Raw genomic sequence first — 19,081 nt, 5'->3', positions numbered from 1 at the left:
CGCTTTTTTCTCCACTCACGTATTTAATGAATAGGGTCGCTGGCAATATTGCTGGCCCATGTGCATTCCATTTTTGCTTCACCCATATGGATACAGAAGGGAGTGATATGCCACAGCAGAAATTCAACAAATCCCGTTTTCAGGCTGCGTTAACCCGTCACTGGCAGCATCTTGGTTTCTCCTCCGCAAGGCAAATGACATCCCACCAGTGGTGGCAGGCTATCAGTGCCACAGTAAGTGAACTGCTCAATGCGCAACCGACCGTCCGGGGCGCGACACCACAGCGCCACGTGAACTATCTTTCCATGGAGTTTCTGCTGGGACGTCTTACGGGAAATAACCTGCTGAATTTAGGTTGGTATGATGAGGTCAAATCCCTGCTGGCTGAATATCAGGTTGAATTAAGCGAATTACTGGAAGAAGAGGTCGATCCGGCATTGGGCAATGGCGGCCTCGGCAGGCTGGCGGCCTGTTACATGGACTCGATGGCGACGGTTGGGCAGCCCGCCACTGGGCATGGGCTTAACTACCAGTACGGTTTGTTTCGTCAGCGCTTTGAAGAGGGGAAACAGGTTGAGGCACCCGATGACTGGGAGCGCGAGACCTATCCCTGGTTTCGTCATAACGCCGCGCTGGATGTCCGCGTCGCGATGGGCGGAAAAATCATAAAGCAGGATGACGGGCGTAAAGTGTGGGAGCCCGCCATTTATCTTCGTGGAGAAGCCTGGGATTTGCCGGTAACGGGTTATCGCAATGGCGTCACCCTGCCGTTGCGGCTGTGGAAAGCCACCAGTGAGCATCCCTTTGACCTGACCCTGTTCAATGACGGTAAGTTTTTACAGGCTGAGAAGCAGGGGATTGATGCCGCCAGCCTGACCAAAGTGCTCTATCCCAATGACAATCATCCACAGGGCAAACGCCTGCGTTTGATGCAGCAATATTTTCAGTGTGCCTGTGCGGTTGCCGATATTCTGCGTCGCCATCATCAGGCGGGCAGAAGCATTCATGCCCTGCCGGATTTTGAAGTGATTCAGCTTAACGATACGCATCCCACTATCGCCATTCCGGAGATGCTGCGTCTGCTGCTGGATGAGCACCAGTTAAGTTGGGATGAAGCCTGGCATATCACCAGCCGCGTGTTTGCTTACACCAATCACACCTTAATGCCCGAAGCCCTGGAGCGCTGGGATGAGAAGCTGATGCGCAGCCTGCTGCCGCGCCACATGATGATTATCAAAGAGATCAATCGTCGCCTGAAGCAGCAGATAAAGCAGCGCTGGCCTGATGACAAAGCGCTTTGGAACAAGCTGGCGGTGGTCGCCGACGGTCAGGTCAGAATGGCCAACCTCTGCGTCGTCAGTGGTTTTGCGGTGAATGGCGTGGCTGCACTGCATTCCGGGCTGGTCGTGACGGATCTTTTCCCCGAGTACCATCAGCTCTGGCCACAGAAGTTTCATAATGTCACCAACGGCATTACGCCACGCCGCTGGATCAAGCAGTGTAATCCCGCGTTAGCGGGGCTGATTGATGAAACCCTGAAGCGTGAATGGGTCAATCACCTGACCGCGTTGCAGGGGCTGGAGCCTTTCGCCGACGATCCCGCTTTCCGTCAGCGCTTTCGTGCCGTTAAGCAACATAACAAGGCGCGTCTGGCCACTTACATTGCGCAGCGCACCGGCATTGTGGTTAACCCGAACGCGATTTTTGACGTGCAGATCAAACGTCTGCACGAATACAAACGCCAGCATCTCGGCCTGTTGCATATCCTGCACTGCTATAAAAACGTCCGCGACAACCCCAACGATGCCAGTATTATCCCCCGCGTGTTTCTGTTTGGCGCTAAAGCTGCACCGGGCTATTACCTGGCAAAAAACATTATCTATGCCATCAACAAGGTGGCTGAGGTGGTGAATAACGACCCGCTTGTCGGCGACAAACTCAAGGTGGTTTTCATTCCTGATTACCGCATTACGGCAGCCGAATATCTGATTCCCGCCGCCGATTTGTCAGAGCAAATTTCAACGGCGGGCTATGAAGCGTCCGGCACTGGCAACATGAAGCTGGCGCTAAATGGCGCGCTGACGATTGGCACGCTGGATGGCGCAAACGTGGAAATTGCGGAGCAGGTCGGCGCAGAAAATATTTTTATTTTCGGCAATACCGTGGATGACGTTAAAGCCCTGAAAGCCGGAGGTTATAAGCCGCAAAAAGTCCGTAAGCACAACAAAGAACTGGATGCACTGCTGACGTCACTGAAAAAAGGGAAGTTCAGTCATGGCGATAAGCATGCATTCGACCTAATGTTGGATAGCCTGACAAAAAATGGCGATCCCTGGCTGGTGCTGGCGGATTATCAGGCTTATATCGATGCGCAAAAACGGGTTGAGGCCTTGTGGCGTGATCAGGAAGCCTGGACGCGCGCGGCGATTCTTAATACGGCGCGAACCGGTATTTTTAGTTCGGATCGATCGATTCGGGACTACCAACAGCGCATCTGGCAGGCGCAACGCTAAGGAATTGCGATGAAATCTACGTCACTTGATAAAGCCGCACTGGCGGCGGGAATCGCGCTCACGTATTTCGATGCGAACGGTGAACCCGAAGCCATCAGTGATGACACCAAGCGCGCCTTACTGGCCGTGATGGAGAACCCGCAGAAAGCCGGTAAATCCCCGCTGCCGCCCGTCGTTGTCTTCAGTGGCAATCGTCAACGCGTGCTCACGCCTGAGCTCGACGGCAGCATAAACTGGCAGTTACAGACGGAAAAAGGAAAGACTTTTAGCGGATCGCTGACGGGCGGTGAAGCCTTTACATTGCCTTCCCCTTTGGGACAGGGCTATCACCAACTTACCCTGAGCAAGGGGAAACGTCAGTGGCACACGCGCGTGATCATTACACCGCGCCGTTGCTATCTGCCTCCGGCCTTGCGCGCCGGAGAGAAACGCTGGGGCGCGCTGGTTCAGCTTTACACCGTGCGTTCCGGTAAAAACTGGGGCATCGGTGATTTTGGCGATCTGGAAACCCTGCTGGAGCAGCTTGCCGCTCGCGGCGGCGACTTTGTCGGACTCAACCCCTTGCATGCGCTCTATCCGGCCAGCCCCGCTTTTGCCAGTCCTTACAGCCCCTCATCGCGTCGCTGGCTGAATATCATCTACATCGATGTGTCACAGGTTGCCGATTTTCAACAAAGCAGCGCAGGTCAGAAGTGGTGGAAAAGTGCCAAAACCCAAAAGGCGTTAAATCAGGCCCGCGAAACCGAGTGGGTGGATTACGACGCCGTCATGGCACTGAAAATTACGGCATTACGTCACTGCTGGGCACAGTTTCAGGCCCGGGGTGCAGACGATGAGCAGAAGCGGCAGTTTGCAGCGTTTATCCAGCAGGGCGGTGACAGCCTGCGCTATCAGGCTGCCTATGATGGCCTGCAGGTTGAAATGCAGGGCAAAGGTGCCGCGCACGCCGGCTGGCCAGCATGGCCTGAGGGCTGGCGTAACAGCCAGTCTTCTGACGTTCAGGATTGGTGCGCACAGCACGCGGATGAGATTGCCTTCTGGCAGTGGTTGCAGTGGCTGGCTCAGCAACAGTTTTCTCAGTGCTGGGCGCGGAGTCAGGCGCTGGGAATGAGCGTGGGGCTGTATCGCGATCTGGCCGTCGGCGTGGCAGAGGGCAGTGCCGAAACCTGGCACGATCCCGAGCTTTATCGCCTCAAGGCGTCCATCGGCGCGCCGCCTGACAGACTTGGCCCGTTGGGACAAAACTGGGGACTGCCGCCAATGGACCCTCACGTATTGCAGGCCAGGGGCTATCAGCCTTTTATCGATATATTGCGCGCCAATATGCGTGACTGCGGTGCATTACGTATCGATCACGTGATGGCTCTGTTACGTCTCTGGTGGGTCCCGGCAGGGGAAACGGCGGATAAAGGCGCGTACGTCGCTTACCCGGTGCACGACCTGCTTGGCATTCTGGCTCTGGAAAGCCAGCGCCAGCGCTGCATGGTGATTGGCGAGGACTTAGGCACCGTACCCAAAGAGATCGTCAGTCTGCTCCGCGACAGCGGCGTGTTTTCCTGGAAAGTGTTGTGGTTTGAGCAGGAAAAACAGGGCGATTATCGCGCGCCACAGCATTATCCACGCCAGTCCATCGCCAGTGCCAGTACGCACGATCTCCCTACGCTGACCGGCTTCTGGAGTGCAGGCGATTTGCAGCTTGGTGAGAAAATCGGGCTGTATCCTGACGCGCAAACGGTACTCAATTTGCAGCAGCAGCGGATGAAACAGAAACAGGCGTTACTCGACGCGCTGCATAAAGCGGGAGCCGTGCCGGCGCGTAGCGCAAAACGGGCGGATTCTCTGGCGATGACGGCTGAACTGAATCAGTCCGTTCACCGTTTCCTGGCGGACACAAACAGTGCCCTGCTCGGGCTGCAGCCAGAGGACTGGCTGGGGATGACCACGCCGGTGAATGTGCCGGGAACGGTGGAGCAATATCCCAACTGGCGGCGTAAGCTGGCCCAACCGCTGGAAAGCATCTTTGCCGATGAAGAGGTGAATAAACTGCTGAAAACCGTGACCAAACGACGTAAGGCAGGATAGTGTCAGGACGCGCGACAGCGGGGCTGTCGCGCGGATACATCAGTAGAAGGAGTGCTCGCCGCGCTGGTGTTCGGTGATATCGCGCACGCCTTTCAGTTGTGGGAAGGCCGCCAGCAGTTCTTTCTCAATGCCATCCTTCAGGGTGACGTCAATCATCGAACAGCCGTTACAGCCGCCACCGAATTGCAGAATCGCAAAACCGTCTTCGGTGATTTCCATCAGCGAAACGCGACCGCCATGACCGGCCAGTTGCGGGTTAATCTGAGCCTGTAACAGGTATTCAACGCGCTCGACCATGGGCGCATCATCGGACACCTTGCGCATTTTAGCGTTAGGCGCCTTAAGCGTCAGTTGCGAACCCAGGTTATCCGTCACGAAGTCGATTTCAGCGTCTTCCAGATAAGGCGCGCTCAGCTCATCGACATAGGCTGACAGCTTTTCAAACTTCAGTTCAGTATCAGTCGCTTCCACCGCATCAGGTGGGCAGTAGGACACACCGCATTCGGCAGTTGGCGTACCCGGGTTAATCACGAATACGCGAATCTGGGTGCCATCTTCTTGTTTGGATAGCAGTTTTGAAAAATGCTCTTGGGCAGAATCAGTAATTCGGATCATGTCATTTGCTCAATAGTTGACTAATTTAGTTGGTTATAATACGCCCATCATCCAGGCTCTACAAGGTACGGCACAGGCACCAGACTTGCACGCTGGCTGCGCCTCGCCTGTGTAGCAGGCGGCTAATTTCCCTTACCGTGCTGCCGGTCGTGACCACATCATCGATTAAGGCAATATGGCGGCCGGTCACATCCGTTTCAAGGCAAAACGCGCCGCGTAAATTGCGGCGACGCTGGCGGGCACTTAACTGATGTTGAATGGCGGCTGCGCGCTGACGGGATAACGCCTGGCTGAATTCGCAGCCCAGCCAGCGTGACAGCGGTGTTGCCAGCAGGGCTGTTTGATTGTAACCGCGCCACCAGCAGCGTTGTGAATGCAGCGGAACACACATTAGTAAGTCGGGACGACGGGCCTGTCCTCTGCGATACGCATCCAACCAGCTTAGCAAAAGCAGCCGGGCCAGCATCACCCTAAGTGCGGTAATGCCCGAGAATTTTAATTGATTCACCCAGGAACTGAACGGTGGCTGATAATGGCTGACGCAGACTAACGCCTGCCAGGGCGGCGGTTTACGCAAACAGCGGCCACAGGACAGGCTGCCGGATGCGGCTGGCAGGCCGCAGCGTGGACAGCGTGACGGCAGGCAAGGTAACTGACGCATACAGACGCAGCACAGGCCATGCAGCGCGATGCGCAGCGGCAACTGACATAGCCAACACAGGGCAGGCATTGGTAGCATAGTGACCTCCTTATCAATCATGGAATAGTAACGGATGAGCTCACTTTACTGGCATACCTGTGGCGAAAGCGATGACGATCTTGTGCTGCTGCACGGCTGGGGACTGAATGCGGAAGTGTGGCAAAACATTGTGCCGCGACTCAGCGCACAATATCGTCTGCACCTGGTCGATCTGCCAGGCTATGGCCGCAGCCAGGGCTTCAGCGCCCTGTCGCTGGAACAGATGGCGCAGGCACTGTTGCCCCATTTGCCGCCGCGCGCCGTTGTCCTGGGTTGGTCGCTTGGCGGGCTGGTCGCCACGCAGTTGGCGTTGAGCGAGCCAGAACGGTTGCGTGCGCTGATCACGGTGGCCTCTTCGCCCTGTTTTACCGCCCGTGATGACTGGCCAGGTATTGCTCCCTTAACCTTGCATAACTTCCAGCAGCAGCTCAGCCACGACTTTCAGCGCACCGTGGAGCGTTTTCTGGCGCTGCAGACGATGGGAACAGAAACCGCACGTGCCGATGCGCGCAAACTCAAAGACATTGTTTTGTCGCAGCCTGTGCCTGACGTGGCGGTACTCAACGCTGGGCTGACAATACTGAGCGACGACGACTTACGGGACAGGCTTACCGCCATTAGGCTGCCCTTTCTGCGGATATATGGCGCGCTGGATGGCCTGGTACCGCGCCGTATCGCGCAGCAACTGGACGCGTTGCTGCCGATGTCGCCTTCTGTCGTGATGGACAAAGCCGCCCACGCGCCCTTTATTTCGCATCCTGATGCGTTCTGCCAGCAGATTGTGTCTTTTATCAGCCAATTAGACAGATAACCGCTGCCGTTACTGGCAAATTTCCGCACAGCGACAATACTTCATGAGTGAGCAAGGCCGCTGCACTTCTATGCGATTAGTCAGGGAGATGACTATGCCGTTCGATATAGCCTTAAGCGATTTGCGGCTGCTTACATCTCAACAATGGATCATGAATGAGGGTAGACAAATGAAGGTTATGAAATGGGTCGTTGCATCAATGATGATGGGCGCAGTGTCATTCTCTGCTTTTGCGGCGAAAGAAGTCACCAAAGAAGAAGTGCAGAAGATGAACCTGACCAAAATCGGCACCGTGAATACCACGGCAGAAACCACCTCGCCGATGGATGCCAAGAAGAAGCTGTCCGAAGCAGCTGACGAGAAGGGCGGCAAGTATTTCCTGGTGATCGCCGGTCGTGAGCACGGTAAGTTCAGTGCGACAGCGGAAGTTTACAAGTAATTATCGTAGCCACATGAATTGCCAGGCATCCAGCGTTACTGGCTGGGTGCCATCAATCTTCTCACCCCTTATCACATCCTGAAAAAGGTGCGCCTCCGGTAACTGCGCCTTGACCTGCCTGCCACTGAGATTGAAAACACAGAGCAATCCCTCACCACTGTCTGGATGATAGCGTTTCATCATCAGTAACGCATTGTCGCTCTGAAATATCATCACTGGATTATCTGGGTGAAAGGCCGACAAACGCCGACGCTGCTGAATCAGTTTGCTTAGCTGTGTATAAACCTGATGGCGTAAGCCGCTGCTGTTTACCAGCGCGTCTTCGATCACGGAGAGCGGGTACTTTTGCCGGTTGATCGCGCGGTTATGCCCTGCCTCACGCACGCCGTCATAATCATTACGTGAACCCAGTATGCTTTGGATATAGATCGCCGGCACACCGGGGAAGGCCAGTAAAATAGCATGTGCCAGCATGAAGCGTCTGAGGCGCGTTTCATCGTCATCATCTTCACGGTTAAGCGCGTCGAAATAGGTGACGTTGATTTCATAGGGGCTGGTGGTGCCGTCGGGGTTATTTTTATAGGAAATCAGTGCGCCTTCCAGCGCCAGATCGCGTACCAGGGCCGTAATCTCGACTTCAGATAAAATTCCGCGAGCCGGATTCAGGCCTATGCCATCGTGCGAGGCCAGAAAATTAAAAAAGGTTGTGTTGCCCTTGCCCACTTCCAGGGTGCTGGCCCATTGACGCAGTGCACGAGCCGAGCCGGTGTGAATGGCGTGCAGCACCAGCGGTGGCAGGGAAAACTGATAGACCATCTGGGCTTCGTCTTGCCCGTTACCAAAGTAGCTGATGTTGTCTTTATGCGGCACGTTGGTTTCCGTGATGATAACAGTGCCTGGTGCGACGACATCGGCAATGGCGCGAAACAGTTTGACCAGCAGATGGGTTTTTTCCAGATGAATACAGCGGGTGCCCGGCGTTTTCCACATGTAGCCCACCGCATCCAGCCGCACATAGTCCGCCCCACGCTTCAGATAGTCGAGTAAGACCTCAACCATGCGCATGAGCACCCTGGGACTGGCAAAGTTCAGGTCAATCTGATCGGCGCTGAACGTGGTCCAGATAAACCGGATTTCACCGTTCGCCAGCGTGAACGGCGTCAGCAGCGGCGATGTGCGGGGTCGCGTGACCGCACTGAGATCGGTGCTGGGCGGCAGACTAATAAAAAAATCATCCCAGCCCTCATCCTGAGCCAGATAATGTTTAAACCACGCGCTGTGTGCCGACATATGGTTACAGACAAAATCAAACATCAGGCGTGTTTCCTGATGCAGCAAGGCAATGTCGTGCCAGTCGCCACACAGCGGATCGACCTGATGGTAGTCAATGACCGAAAAACCGTCGTCGGATGAGTAGGGATAAAACGGCAGGAGATGCACCAGCGGAAAGGTGGATTGCAGATGCTGCTGATAAAAACGCGAAAAGGTGTTGAGTGTGGGTTTACCCGGCTCGCGAAACTGATCGGCATAGGTAATCAGCACCACGTCCTGCTCATCCCAGTGCGCCTTTCTTGGCAGCTTGTTCGTGTCGCGGGCCTCGACGATCGCGGCGAGCAGGCGTTCACGCATGGCCTCAGGAAAGGCATCGTCATAAATCTTATCGATTAAAGCAGTGATCTTTTCCATGTAAAAGGGTGCCACAGCAGGTGTCGTTATTATGACGGGCGTCTTTTTAGCGTAGCGTCAGGGTGGGGATTTTCAACTTAATCGTGCAAGGTCGGTCTGAAAAACCGCTGAAAAGCCGTCAGCATGAAGCGGACGATCCATCACAAATACTGCAGGCATCGCGCGGTAAACCACGTCGGGTTGCAAGGGTTTAGCGCGTTCAGGTAAACCGAATCAGCCGCGGGACAGGGGATAATGACGGTGATGACAGTCACCTCCACCCCGACAACTGGGATAAGAGGTGACTGCGTGTTTTTACTAGCGTTTTTTACCCAGTGCCGCCGCGAGAGCGTCACCCATGGCGCTATTTCCTGCGGGCTGGCTGACGGGACGTGGGCGACCTTTATTGGCGGCCGGACGTTTTTCTTCACGTGCCGTATTGCTCTTACCACTCCGGGCATTTCCTTCACCCGGCTGCTCGTCAAGGCGCATGGTCAAGGCAATGCGCTTACGTTGCAGATCCACTTCCATCACTTTGACTTTAACGATGTCGCCCGCTTTGACGACCTGATGAGGATCTTCCACAAACTTGTCTGACAGCGAAGAGATATGCACCAGGCCATCCTGATGCACGCCAATATCGACGAACGCACCAAAGTTCGTGACGTTAGTGACGGCACCTTCCAGTACCATGCCTGGCATCAGATCGTTCATGGTTTCCACGCCCTCGGCAAACTGCGCCGTTTTAAATTCAGGACGAGGATCGCGGCCCGGCTTTTCCAGCTCTTTCATGATGTCGGTAACGGTCGGTAAGCCAAAGCGGTCGTCGGTAAAGTCCACCGCTTTCAGGTTACGCAGGCTGGTGGGGTTGCCCATCAGCGCATTCAGCGCCTGCTCGGTCGCCGCCAGAATACGCTCGACTACCGGATAGGCTTCCGGGTGCACCGTTGAAGCATCCAGTGGATTGTCGCCGTGGTTAATACGCAGAAAGCCCGCGCACTGCTCAAACGCTTTAGGCCCCAAACGGCTGACCTTGAGTAGCTGCTGACGGTTCTGGAAACGGCCATTCTCATCACGCCAGCCCACAATATTTTGCGCCATCATACGGGTTAACCCTGCCACGCGCGTCAGCAGCGGAACCGAGGCCGTATTCAGATCGACACCGACGGCGTTCACACAGTCTTCTACCACCGCATCCAGTTTTTTCGCTAACTGGCTCTGGCTGACGTCATGCTGATACTGGCCTACGCCAATCGATTTCGGATCGATTTTCACCAGCTCAGCCAGGGGATCTTGCAGACGACGGGCGATCGAGACCGCGCCACGCAGTGAGACATCAAGATCCGGGAATTCCAGCGCGGCTAATTCAGACGCAGAGTAAACCGAAGCGCCGGCTTCGCTGACGATAACTTTCTGTGCCGTGACCTGCGGGAACTGCTTTTGCAGATCCAGGAAGAAACGCTCGGTTTCACGTGAGCCCGTACCATTGCCGATGGCCACCAGTTCGACCTGATGTTTCACGCACAGCGCCGCGACCGCAGCGGCTGCTTTGGCGGTTTGTCCTGTGTGCGGATAGACCGTGTCGGTAGCAACCACCTTGCCGGTCGCGTCAACCACGGCAACTTTCACACCAGTACGCAGGCCGGGGTCCAGGCCCATCGTGGCTCTCATGCCCGCAGGTGCCGCCATTAACAGGTCGTGCAGGTTACGGGCAAAGACGTTGATGGCCTCATCTTCAGCGCGCTCACGTACGGTGCCCATCAGCTCGGTTTCCAGATGCAGCATAACCTTGATGCGCCATGTCCAACTGACCACGGCTTTGCGCCAGCTGTCGGCCGGTGCATTATTCAGTCGCAGATTCAGGTGCTCTGTAATCAAGGTTTCGCCGTGGCTTTCGCGCGGCGGCTCATCAAACTGGGGATCGGCATTCAGAGACAGCTGTAACACACCTTCATTACGACCGCGCAGCATGGCCAGCGCGCGATGTGATGGAACGCTGTGCAGCGGCTCATGGTGATCGAAATAGTCGCGGAATTTAGCGCCTTCTTCCTCTTTACCTTCCACCACTTTTGAAACCAGGTGGGCGTTTTTCCACAGATAGTGACGGACTTTAGCCAGCAGCGCGGCATCTTCAGCGAAGCGTTCCATCAGAATGTAACGCGCGCCATCCAGCGCGGCGCGGACATCAGCGACGCCGTTATCCGCATTGATATAGCCTGCCGCCACCTGCTCAGGATCTTGTGACGGGTCCTGCCATAACGTGTCGGCCAGCGGTTCCAGCCCGGCTTCAATCGCAATCTGTCCACGTGTACGGCGTTTAGGTTTATAGGGCAGGTAGAGATCTTCGAGTTCGGTTTTGCTGAGGGTGGTATTGATGGCATTCGCCAGTTCGTCGGTGAGTTTTCCTTGTTCCTCAATGGATTTCAGGATGGCCTGCCGGCGCTCGGATAATTCACGCAGGTAGCTGAGGCGGGTTTCGAGCTGGCGGAGCTGTGTGTCATCCAGGCCGCCCGTCACCTCTTTACGATAACGTGCAATAAACGGCACGGTATTCCCTTCATCCAACAGGCGGACGGCCGCATCAACTTGCTCGGGGCGCGCCTGTAGCTCACTTGCAATTAGCTGGCTAAGAACATTCATCATCGGACTATTTTGCTTTCTGGGTTGAGAAATAGCCGATAGTTATACGGATTGATGGCTGAAATTGCCAGAGAAGCGGCCCGCTTTCAGCGATATTCTGAATCAGGCTTCAATATAACTAATTTCATTAACATACCAGCATGCCGGGCCAGCTGGCGTCTCGACCACAGCCGCGTCGCCGACCGCTTTTTTTAACAGTGCGCGGGCCATGGGCGAGTCAATGGAGATGTAATCCTTGCGGCCAAAAATCTCATCGTAACCCACAATTCGAAAGCGCTTGATGTCGCCGTCGTCGTTTTCGACTTCAACCCAGGCACCAAAAAACACTTTGCCGTTCTGCTGCGGCGAGTAATCCACAATGCGCAGTTGCTCAATGCTTTTGCTGAGATAACGGACACGGCGGTCAATTTCACGCAGGCGCTTCTTGTTGTATTGATAATCCGCATTTTCACTGCGGTCGCCAAGGCTGGCAGCCCAGGTCACTTTTTTGGTGACTTCAGGTCGCTCTTCACGCCACAGGTGATCGAGTTCTGCTTTTAAGGTATTGAAACCTTCACGCGTAATCAGTCGGGTTCTCATGGTACAGCAGCCGGTAAAATCGAAAGTGCTTCAGTGTAAAGCAAATCAGGCGTGGCGAAAAAGAGGTGGGAAAAGGGTTTTTTACGGATCAAAAAAACCTTGTACAGCTTTTGCAGGGGACGGCACGGCCTTAGTCAGACCAATGTGCGCCCCTGAGGGGCAAGTCTTACTTACCGGCCTTGGTCGATGTCGTGGTCGAGGTGCTGCTTCCGTTGCCGTCACCGCCGCCGCCGCCCGCTGTCGCCAGTGCTACGCCTAACAGTGCGCCGACTGCGCCAATACCGATAGCATTTGAGTTACCCTGGGCTGTGGTGGTGGCCTGTGCGCCCGCAGCTTCACCGGTTGCGGTTGCGGCATAAGTCTGACCCACACTGAATAAAGCCAGCGCGCTCAGCAGTAAAATCGTTTTTTTCATTATGGTTTCCCCGTAAAACGGCAAATTGGTGTCGCTACAGTCTGGGTGATATTTATCCGGGCGCAAAGCGGGCTTTACTGATTGATTTATCTCTCTTTACCTGTAACTGGCCTTATTGGGGGTGGATCTCAAACTAATCCGAGAGAGGTCGCGTATTAACCTGTTTTTTTGCGGGATATTATGCTGTTATCAGAGGGGAAAACCGCCAGATGCCAGATATGTCATCCGTCACTGATTTAATTTAAGGCAAATTTTCTGGCAAGCAGTTGAATTTACAAGCTCTGTCAGCCAGTGCATCCTGTTTAAACCAGGCAATAGCGGAATTTTACCTAATATTTCAGATTTGCCGTATTCTGTTCAACGCAGGTGGTGATGACACAGCTTCTCAGGCAGTCAGACCGAAATTTAAATATAAGCTGCTGTTTAATATGCTTTGTAACAATTTTGACTAGAATATAAACCATTAAACACTGTCACTGTGCCGCATCTTTTTTTAACAATATCGGCTCAGGCAATCGCGCCTTTGGGAGTTAAAAATGCAAGAAAACTACAAGATTCTGGTCGTCGATGACGATATGCGTTTGCGTGCACTACTGGAGCGCTATCTTACCGAGCAGGGCTTTCAGGTGCGCAGTGTCGCCAACGCCGAACAAATGGATCGTCTGTTAACCCGCGAATCCTTCCATTTAATGGTGCTTGACCTGATGCTGCCGGGCGAAGATGGCCTTTCCATCTGCCGCCGTCTGCGTAGTCAGAGCAACCCGATGCCTATCATCATGGTGACAGCCAAGGGTGAAGAAGTGGACCGTATTGTCGGACTGGAGATCGGTGCTGACGACTATATTCCAAAACCGTTTAACCCGCGTGAGCTGCTGGCGCGTATTCGTGCCGTGTTGCGCCGTCAGGCCAACGAACTGCCAGGCGCGCCTTCTCAGGAAGAAGCGGTCATTGCCTTTGGTAAGTTCAAACTCAACCTGGGCACGCGTGAGATGTTCCGTGAAGATGAACCTATGCCATTGACCAGCGGTGAATTCGCCGTGCTCAAGGCGCTGGTCAGCCACCCACGTGAGCCGCTGTCGCGCGACAAACTGATGAACCTGGCCCGTGGTCGTGAATACAGCGCCATGGAACGTTCTATCGACGTTCAGATTTCTCGTCTGCGCCGTATGGTGGAAGAAGATCCTGCTCACCCACGCTATATCCAGACCGTTTGGGGCCTGGGTTATGTGTTTGTTCCGGACGGCAGTAAAGCATGAGGCGGCTGCGCTTCTCGCCACGAAGTTCGTTTGCCCGCACCCTGTTGTTGATCGTTACCTTGCTGTTTGTCAGCCTGGTAACGACCTACCTGGTGGTGCTGAACTTTGCCATTCTTCCCAGCCTGCAACAGTTTAATAAAGTCCTCGCGTACGAAGTGCGTATGCTGATGACAGACCGTTTACAGCTGGAAGATGGCACGCAGCTTGAAGTGCCGCCCGCTTTTCGCCGCGAAATTTATCGTGAACTGGGTATTTCGCTCTATACCAATGCGGCAGCAGAGGAGAGCGGACTGCGCTGGGCGCAGCACTATAAGTTTCTTAGCGATCAGATGGGCCAGCAGCTTGGCGGCCCCACGGACGTTCGCGTCGAGGTAAACAAAAACTCCCCCGTTGTCTGGTTAAAGACCTGGCTATCGCCCGATATCTGGGTACGGGTGCCGTTAACCGAAATCCATCAGGGTGACTTCTCCCCGCTGTTCCGCTATACCCTGGCGATTATGTTGCTGGCGATAGGCGGTGCCTGGCTTTTTATCCGAATTCAAAACCGCCCGCTGGTCGATTTAGAGCATGCCGCACTTCAGGTGGGTAAAGGCATCATTCCGCCACCGTTACGTGAATACGGCGCGTCGGAAGTGCGATCGGTCACGCGAGCCTTTAACCAAATGGCGGCGGGCGTCAAGCAGCTTGCCGATGACAGAACGCTGCTGATGGCGGGCGTCAGTCATGATTTACGTACGCCGTTAACCCGTATTCGCCTTGCGACCGAAATGATGAATGAGCAGGATGGCTACCTGGCCGAGTCGATTAACAAAGACATCGAAGAGTGCAACGCCATCATTGAGCAATTCATTGATTACCTGCGCACCGGGCAGGAGATGCAGACTGAGCTGGCCGATCTTAATAGCGTGCTGGGTGAGGTGGTGGCAGCAGAAAGCGGTTACGAACGGGAAATTGAAAATGCGGTCATGGCGGAAGAGCTTATGCTGGAGATCAATCCGCTCTCCATCAAGCGCGCCCTGGCTAACCTGGTGGTGAACGCCGCGCGCTACGGCAACGGCTGGATTAAGGTCAGCAGTGGACGGGAACTGCACCGGGCCTGGTTCCAGGTTGAAGATGACGGTCCCGGCATTAAGCCTGACCAGCTGGCCCATCTGTTTCAGCCTTTTGTGCGCGGTGACAGCGCACGAAGCACCAGCGGCACGGGCCTGGGGCTGGCGATAGTGCAACGCATCATCGATGCGCATCAAGGGTCGCTGGAGATAGGTGACAGTGAACGAGGCGGATTACGCATCCGTGCCTGGTTACCCTTAGCGGAAAATCCCGAGGTGGTTCCACATAGCGGCAACCTGACGCTGAGTTGAGCAACAACGGCGCGGCCGGTTAAGCCGCGCCGTTGTTATTAGCGCTGTGGACCTGCTTTTACCAACGCGGCACCGGCCGCATTATCGGTATACTTTTCAAAGTTGGTGATAAAACGCTGTGCTAAATCATCTGCGGCAGCGTGCCACTTCTCTTCGCTTTCCCATGTACGACGCGGGTCGAGCGTTTCGGCATCCAAATCGCCCAGGGTTTTTGGCACCTGCAGGTTGAACACCGGCAGGGTCTCCGTTGGCGCATCGTCCAGCTCACCTGCGAGAATGGCGTTGATGATAGCGCGGGTATTCTTCAATGAGATACGCTTGCCACTGCCGTTCCAGCCCGTATTAACCAGATAAGCCTGCGCGCCCGCCGCTTCCATGCGTTTCACCAACACTTCTGCATACTGTGTGGGATGCAGCGTCAGGAAGGCTGCGCCAAAACAGGCTGAGAAGGTCGGGGTTGGTGCGGTCACACCTCGTTCCGTGCCGGCCAGCTTCGCGGTAAATCCGGACAGGAAATGATACTGGGTCTGCTCTGGCGTCAGCCTGGAGACCGGCGGTAGCACGCCAAAGGCATCGGCAGTCAGGAAAATGACTTTCTTCGCATGGCCTGCTTTGGAAACCGGCTGCACGATATTGTCGATATGGTTAATCGGATAAGACACGCGGGTATTTTCGGTTTTGCTACCATCCGCAAAATCGATGCTCCCGTCTTCACGCACCACCACGTTTTCCAGCAGGGCATTACGACGAATAGCACGATAGATTTCTGGCTCAGCCTGTTCGGAGAGGTTAATCGTCTTGGCGTAGCAACCGCCTTCGAAGTTAAACACGCCATCGTCATCCCAGCCGTGTTCATCATCGCCGATTAACTGGCGATCCGGATCGGTAGACAGCGTGGTTTTACCCGTACCGGAAAGCCCAAAAAACACCGCGACGTCGCCTGCTTTACCCACGTTAGCGGAGCAGTGCATGGAGGCAATGCCCTTCAACGGCAACAGGTAGTTCATCACCGCGAACAGCCCTTTTTTCATTTCTCCGCCGTACCACGTGCCACCAATCAACTGCATACGTTCGGTCAGATTAAAGGCGACGAAGTTCTCAGAATGCAGCCCCTGGGCCTGCCAGTCAGGATTGGTGCATTTCGCGCCATTCATCACCACAAAATCAGGCGTGAAGTTATCCAGTTCGGCTGCGCTCGGCTGAATGAACATGTTTTTAACGAAATGCGCCTGCCAGGCAACTTCAGTCACAAAGCGTACGCTCAGGCGTGAATCCGGGTTGGCACCGCAGAAGGCATCAATAACAAACAGGCGTTTCCCGGAGAGCTGCTGGGTGACGCATTTTTTCAGCGCCTGCCAGGTTTCCTGGGACAGCGGTTGGTTATCGTTCTTGCCGGTGCCTTGATCGTTCCACCACAGCGTATCGCGCGTGGTGTCATCACGAACAATATATTTATCCTTAGGCGAGCGCCCGGTAAAAATCCCGGTATCGACTGCGATAGCGCCGCTTTGCGTCAGGGTGCCGCGCTCAAAACCTTCGAGCTCCGGGCGCATCTCTTCCTGAAACAACGTATCGTAATCAGGGTTATGAACCACGTCAGTGGTATCGGTGATGCCCAGATCGGCAAGGGCTTTCGAGGTCAGGCCGTTAACGCGCATTTTACTGCTCCTTAAATCGGTGTCTGTTCTGTAGGGCAAAGAGAGTGTGGGATCGCGTCTGTAACATGCCGCACGGCCAGGTGCGGAAACACGATCGCGCGCAGTTTACGCTACTGTGTCAGGCGAGAAAGGCTTGTTCGTTAAAAATGAGACTCAGGGCGCGTTAAGGGTATGTTTCGAACGTTTTTAAGATGTTAAGAAAGTAAAAAAAGATAATTTGCTAAGTAAATTAAGGGCATAGCGATGGGGCAGGCAGGGCGGCCTGACCGCCCTGGTCCGATCAGTGAAGGCGATTGCTGTTCTCAAGGGAGTGGCTACGAATCCCGGCAATGTCTACCGCATCGAACACGTAATGTGATCCGCAGTAGTCGCAGTTCATATCGATTTTGCCATCTTCAGCAATAATCTCGTCGACTTCTTCCTGCGGCAGCGTTCTCAGTACCTCGCTGCAACGTTCGCGCGAACAGGTGCATTTGTAGACAACCGGCTGCGGGTCGTAAACGGTCACTTCTTCCTGATGGTAAAGACGCCACAGCACATCGGTCGCGGGCAAATCGATCAGCTCTTCCGTTTTAATCGTCTCGGTCAGCGTAGCCAGATGCGCAAAGTCTTCCTTATCGGTGTCCTGAGCCGGTAAAACCTGCAACAGAATCCCGGCTGCGCCTGCGTTGCTGGTGCGAATAAACAGACGAGTCGGCAACTGTTCGGAGCGCATAAAATAGTCTTCCAGACATTCACTTAGCGTGTCGCCTTCCAGACCGACCACGCCCTGATAGCGCTCGCCTTTTTCAGGCGTGATGGTAATGACCAAATAGCCATTGCCCACCATGCTCTTCAGCGTGCTGTCGTCAGGAATGTCACCTTTCATCCGTGCGATGCCGCGTAACTCCTGCTGATTGTTGCCATTAATCACGGCTAACGTCAGGGGACCATCGCCCTGAAGCTGAACGGTAATTTCACCGTCAAATTTTAGCGTTGCGGTAAGCAGGCTGGTCGCCACCAGCAATTCGCCCAGCAGGGTTTGTACCGCAGGCGGATAGTCGTGATTTTTCAGGATGGCTTGCCAGGTGTTTGAAACATTGACCAGTTCGCCGCGAACGGACGCATTTTCAAACAGATAACGACGCAGTTGATCTTGCTCAGACATAATTTTCTCTCTTTTGGCGGGCGGTGATAGGTTCAGTAACCTGTTTATTCATCACCCGATAACTTAAATTTCATCAAATCGCGGCGTTCTTTCTTGTCGGGCCGGCGATCGGGATGGGGCATGGTCAGCGCATTCATCTTGCGCGCCAGGGCTACTTTTTCACGTTTTTCAATACTGGCTTCCGTCTCGCGGTAAAGCAGCTGTGCTTCACTGGCAGAACGGCGCTGCTCGCTGATGTCGGCGATCACTACGGTGCGCTCATCATTACCCTGACGTAGGGTTAACTCAGCATCCCGCTCGACAAGCTTGCTGGGTTTACTGCGCTGGCCGTTGTAATGAACCTTGCCACCTTCAATCATCTCGCGTGCGATAGAACGGGTTTTGTAGAAACGCGCCGCCCAAAGCCATTTATCAAGACGAACGCCTTCGCTTGGTTTTTCTTTCATTGCTGCTCCCAGGCCTGAATCAGTGTGCGGTAGTCGCTTATTGCACCGTGACGCTGAAAGTGTTGTTCAGGACGACCGGAGTCAGGATTACTGACGCCCAGGCACCAGCCGATTCCCCATGATTTGGCGGCATCAAGAATGGTTTCGTTGTCATCGATGAACACTGTCCGTGATGCATCAAAGCCAGTGTGCTGCTCAACCGCCTGCCACAAACGTTGATCTTCTTTCGGATAGCCAAAGGTATGGGTGGAAAGTAATAAATCAAGGTGTGATGCTAAACCTGTTTGTTTCAGTTTAACGTCCAGATTCCAGGGATGCGCATTGGTGAGCAGGATGGTGCGTTTACCCGCCTGACGTAAAGCCTGTAAAAAAGGCAGTGTATCAACACGCAAGCTGACGCGATGGCGCTGTTCCCAGGTCATAGCATGAATGTCTAACTGCAGCGCCTGCGACCAGTAATCCAGACAATACCAGTTTAGCGTATGCGCCACGGCCTGATATTTTTCTTCAATAATCTGACGCGCCTGAGCAGCAGAAATACCGCGTTGGGTACGCAGGGTATCAGGGACAAGCTCCAGCCAGAAAAAGCGGTCAAACGCCAGATCGAGCAACGTGCCGTCCATATCGAGCAGCACGGTGTCAAAGTCAGACCGGTTGAACATCATGGTGAATTTACCCGTTGCCAGTTAGCGCAACAGGGTAGCACAGTTGCAAG

16 protein-coding genes are annotated in these 19,081 nt (G+C 54.5%); 6 read left to right on the top strand and 10 right to left on the bottom strand.

What is annotated here, in order from left to right:
• Positions 1–107 precede the first annotated feature (107 nt).
• Both malP and malQ read left to right on the top strand, forming a co-directional pair.
• Positions 108–2,513 (top strand): maltodextrin phosphorylase, encoded by a 2,406-nt coding sequence (malP, locus tag A6A26_RS03770; RefSeq protein WP_063877526.1) that lies wholly within the window; start codon positions 108–110, stop codon positions 2,511–2,513.
• Between the two features lie 9 nt (positions 2,514–2,522).
• Complete coding sequence (gene malQ, locus A6A26_RS03765) at positions 2,523–4,595, top strand: 4-alpha-glucanotransferase (RefSeq protein WP_063877525.1); 2,073 nt, start codon at positions 2,523–2,525, stop codon at positions 4,593–4,595.
• A gap of 39 nt (positions 4,596–4,634) precedes the next feature.
• Here malQ and nfuA read toward each other — a convergent pair whose 3' ends face one another.
• Positions 4,635–5,210 carry a Fe-S biogenesis protein NfuA gene (gene nfuA / locus A6A26_RS03760; protein WP_063877524.1) on the bottom strand — a complete coding sequence of 192 codons (576 nt, stop codon included), beginning with the start codon at positions 5,208–5,210 and terminating at the stop codon, positions 4,635–4,637.
• A gap of 58 nt (positions 5,211–5,268) precedes the next feature.
• Positions 5,269–5,949 carry a DNA utilization protein GntX gene (gene gntX, locus A6A26_RS03755; RefSeq protein ID WP_063877523.1) on the bottom strand — a complete coding sequence of 227 codons (681 nt, stop codon included), beginning with the start codon at positions 5,947–5,949 and terminating at the stop codon, positions 5,269–5,271.
• 34 nt (positions 5,950–5,983) lie between these two features.
• Here gntX and bioH point away from each other — a divergent pair, with 34 nt between their 5' ends.
• Both bioH and A6A26_RS03745 read left to right on the top strand, forming a co-directional pair.
• Positions 5,984–6,760: a pimeloyl-ACP methyl ester esterase BioH gene (gene bioH / locus A6A26_RS03750; protein ID WP_063877522.1), complete on the top strand. Its 777-nt coding sequence runs from the start codon at positions 5,984–5,986 to the stop codon at positions 6,758–6,760.
• Between the two features lie 169 nt (positions 6,761–6,929).
• A complete protein-coding gene (locus tag A6A26_RS03745) occupies positions 6,930–7,199 on the top strand; it encodes a YdgH/BhsA/McbA-like domain containing protein (RefSeq protein WP_063881049.1) in 270 nt (89 codons plus the stop codon).
• Here A6A26_RS03745 and A6A26_RS03740 read toward each other — a convergent pair whose 3' ends face one another.
• From A6A26_RS03740 to yjbE, 4 genes are all read right to left on the bottom strand, one after another.
• Positions 7,200–8,885, bottom strand: coding sequence for an alpha-amylase family glycosyl hydrolase (locus tag A6A26_RS03740; RefSeq protein ID WP_063877521.1), 1,686 nt, complete (start codon positions 8,883–8,885; stop codon positions 7,200–7,202). It abuts the gene before it with no gap.
• A gap of 297 nt (positions 8,886–9,182) precedes the next feature.
• Positions 9,183–11,507: a Tex family protein gene (locus tag A6A26_RS03735; RefSeq protein WP_063877520.1), complete on the bottom strand. Its 2,325-nt coding sequence runs from the start codon at positions 11,505–11,507 to the stop codon at positions 9,183–9,185.
• A 99-nt stretch (positions 11,508–11,606) separates the two neighbouring features.
• Positions 11,607–12,083 (bottom strand): transcription elongation factor GreB, encoded by a 477-nt coding sequence (gene greB / locus A6A26_RS03730; RefSeq protein WP_063877519.1) that lies wholly within the window; start codon positions 12,081–12,083, stop codon positions 11,607–11,609.
• Between the two features lie 166 nt (positions 12,084–12,249).
• Positions 12,250–12,498 carry an exopolysaccharide production protein YjbE gene (yjbE, locus tag A6A26_RS03725; protein ID WP_063877518.1) on the bottom strand — a complete coding sequence of 83 codons (249 nt, stop codon included), beginning with the start codon at positions 12,496–12,498 and terminating at the stop codon, positions 12,250–12,252.
• A gap of 536 nt (positions 12,499–13,034) precedes the next feature.
• Between yjbE and ompR the strand changes: the two genes are divergently transcribed.
• Entirely contained in the window at positions 13,035–13,754 is a 720-nt protein-coding gene (ompR, locus tag A6A26_RS03720; RefSeq protein ID WP_001157751.1) for an osmolarity response regulator transcription factor OmpR, read from the top strand.
• Complete coding sequence (gene envZ, locus A6A26_RS03715) at positions 13,751–15,115, top strand: two-component system sensor histidine kinase EnvZ (RefSeq protein ID WP_063877517.1); 1,365 nt, start codon at positions 13,751–13,753, stop codon at positions 15,113–15,115. The genes ompR and envZ overlap by 4 nt, the downstream gene beginning before the upstream one ends.
• A 38-nt stretch (positions 15,116–15,153) precedes the next feature.
• Here the strand turns inward: envZ and pckA are convergent, their stop codons facing one another.
• From pckA to yrfG, 4 genes are all read right to left on the bottom strand, one after another.
• The gene (gene pckA, locus A6A26_RS03710) at positions 15,154–16,773 is read right to left on the bottom strand and encodes a phosphoenolpyruvate carboxykinase (ATP) (RefSeq protein ID WP_063877516.1); all 1,620 of its coding nucleotides are present in this window, start codon (positions 16,771–16,773) and stop codon (positions 15,154–15,156) included.
• A gap of 280 nt (positions 16,774–17,053) precedes the next feature.
• Entirely contained in the window at positions 17,054–17,920 is an 867-nt protein-coding gene (hslO, locus tag A6A26_RS03705) for an Hsp33 family molecular chaperone HslO (RefSeq protein ID WP_063877515.1), read from the bottom strand.
• A gap of 44 nt (positions 17,921–17,964) precedes the next feature.
• Positions 17,965–18,366: a ribosome-associated heat shock protein Hsp15 gene (gene hslR, locus A6A26_RS03700; RefSeq protein WP_063877514.1), complete on the bottom strand. Its 402-nt coding sequence runs from the start codon at positions 18,364–18,366 to the stop codon at positions 17,965–17,967.
• The gene (gene yrfG / locus A6A26_RS03695) at positions 18,363–19,028 is read right to left on the bottom strand and encodes a GMP/IMP nucleotidase (RefSeq protein ID WP_371560244.1); all 666 of its coding nucleotides are present in this window, start codon (positions 19,026–19,028) and stop codon (positions 18,363–18,365) included. The genes hslR and yrfG overlap by 4 nt, the downstream gene beginning before the upstream one ends.
• Positions 19,029–19,081 lie beyond the last annotated feature (53 nt).

Origin of the sequence: Pantoea sp. OXWO6B1, from assembly GCF_001641135.1 — a bacterium.
GTDB classification, from domain to species: domain Bacteria; phylum Pseudomonadota; class Gammaproteobacteria; order Enterobacterales; family Enterobacteriaceae; genus Pantoea; species Pantoea allii.
The sequence above is the reverse complement of the archived record's forward strand: the minus strand, read 5'-3'. Positions and strand labels throughout refer to the sequence as shown.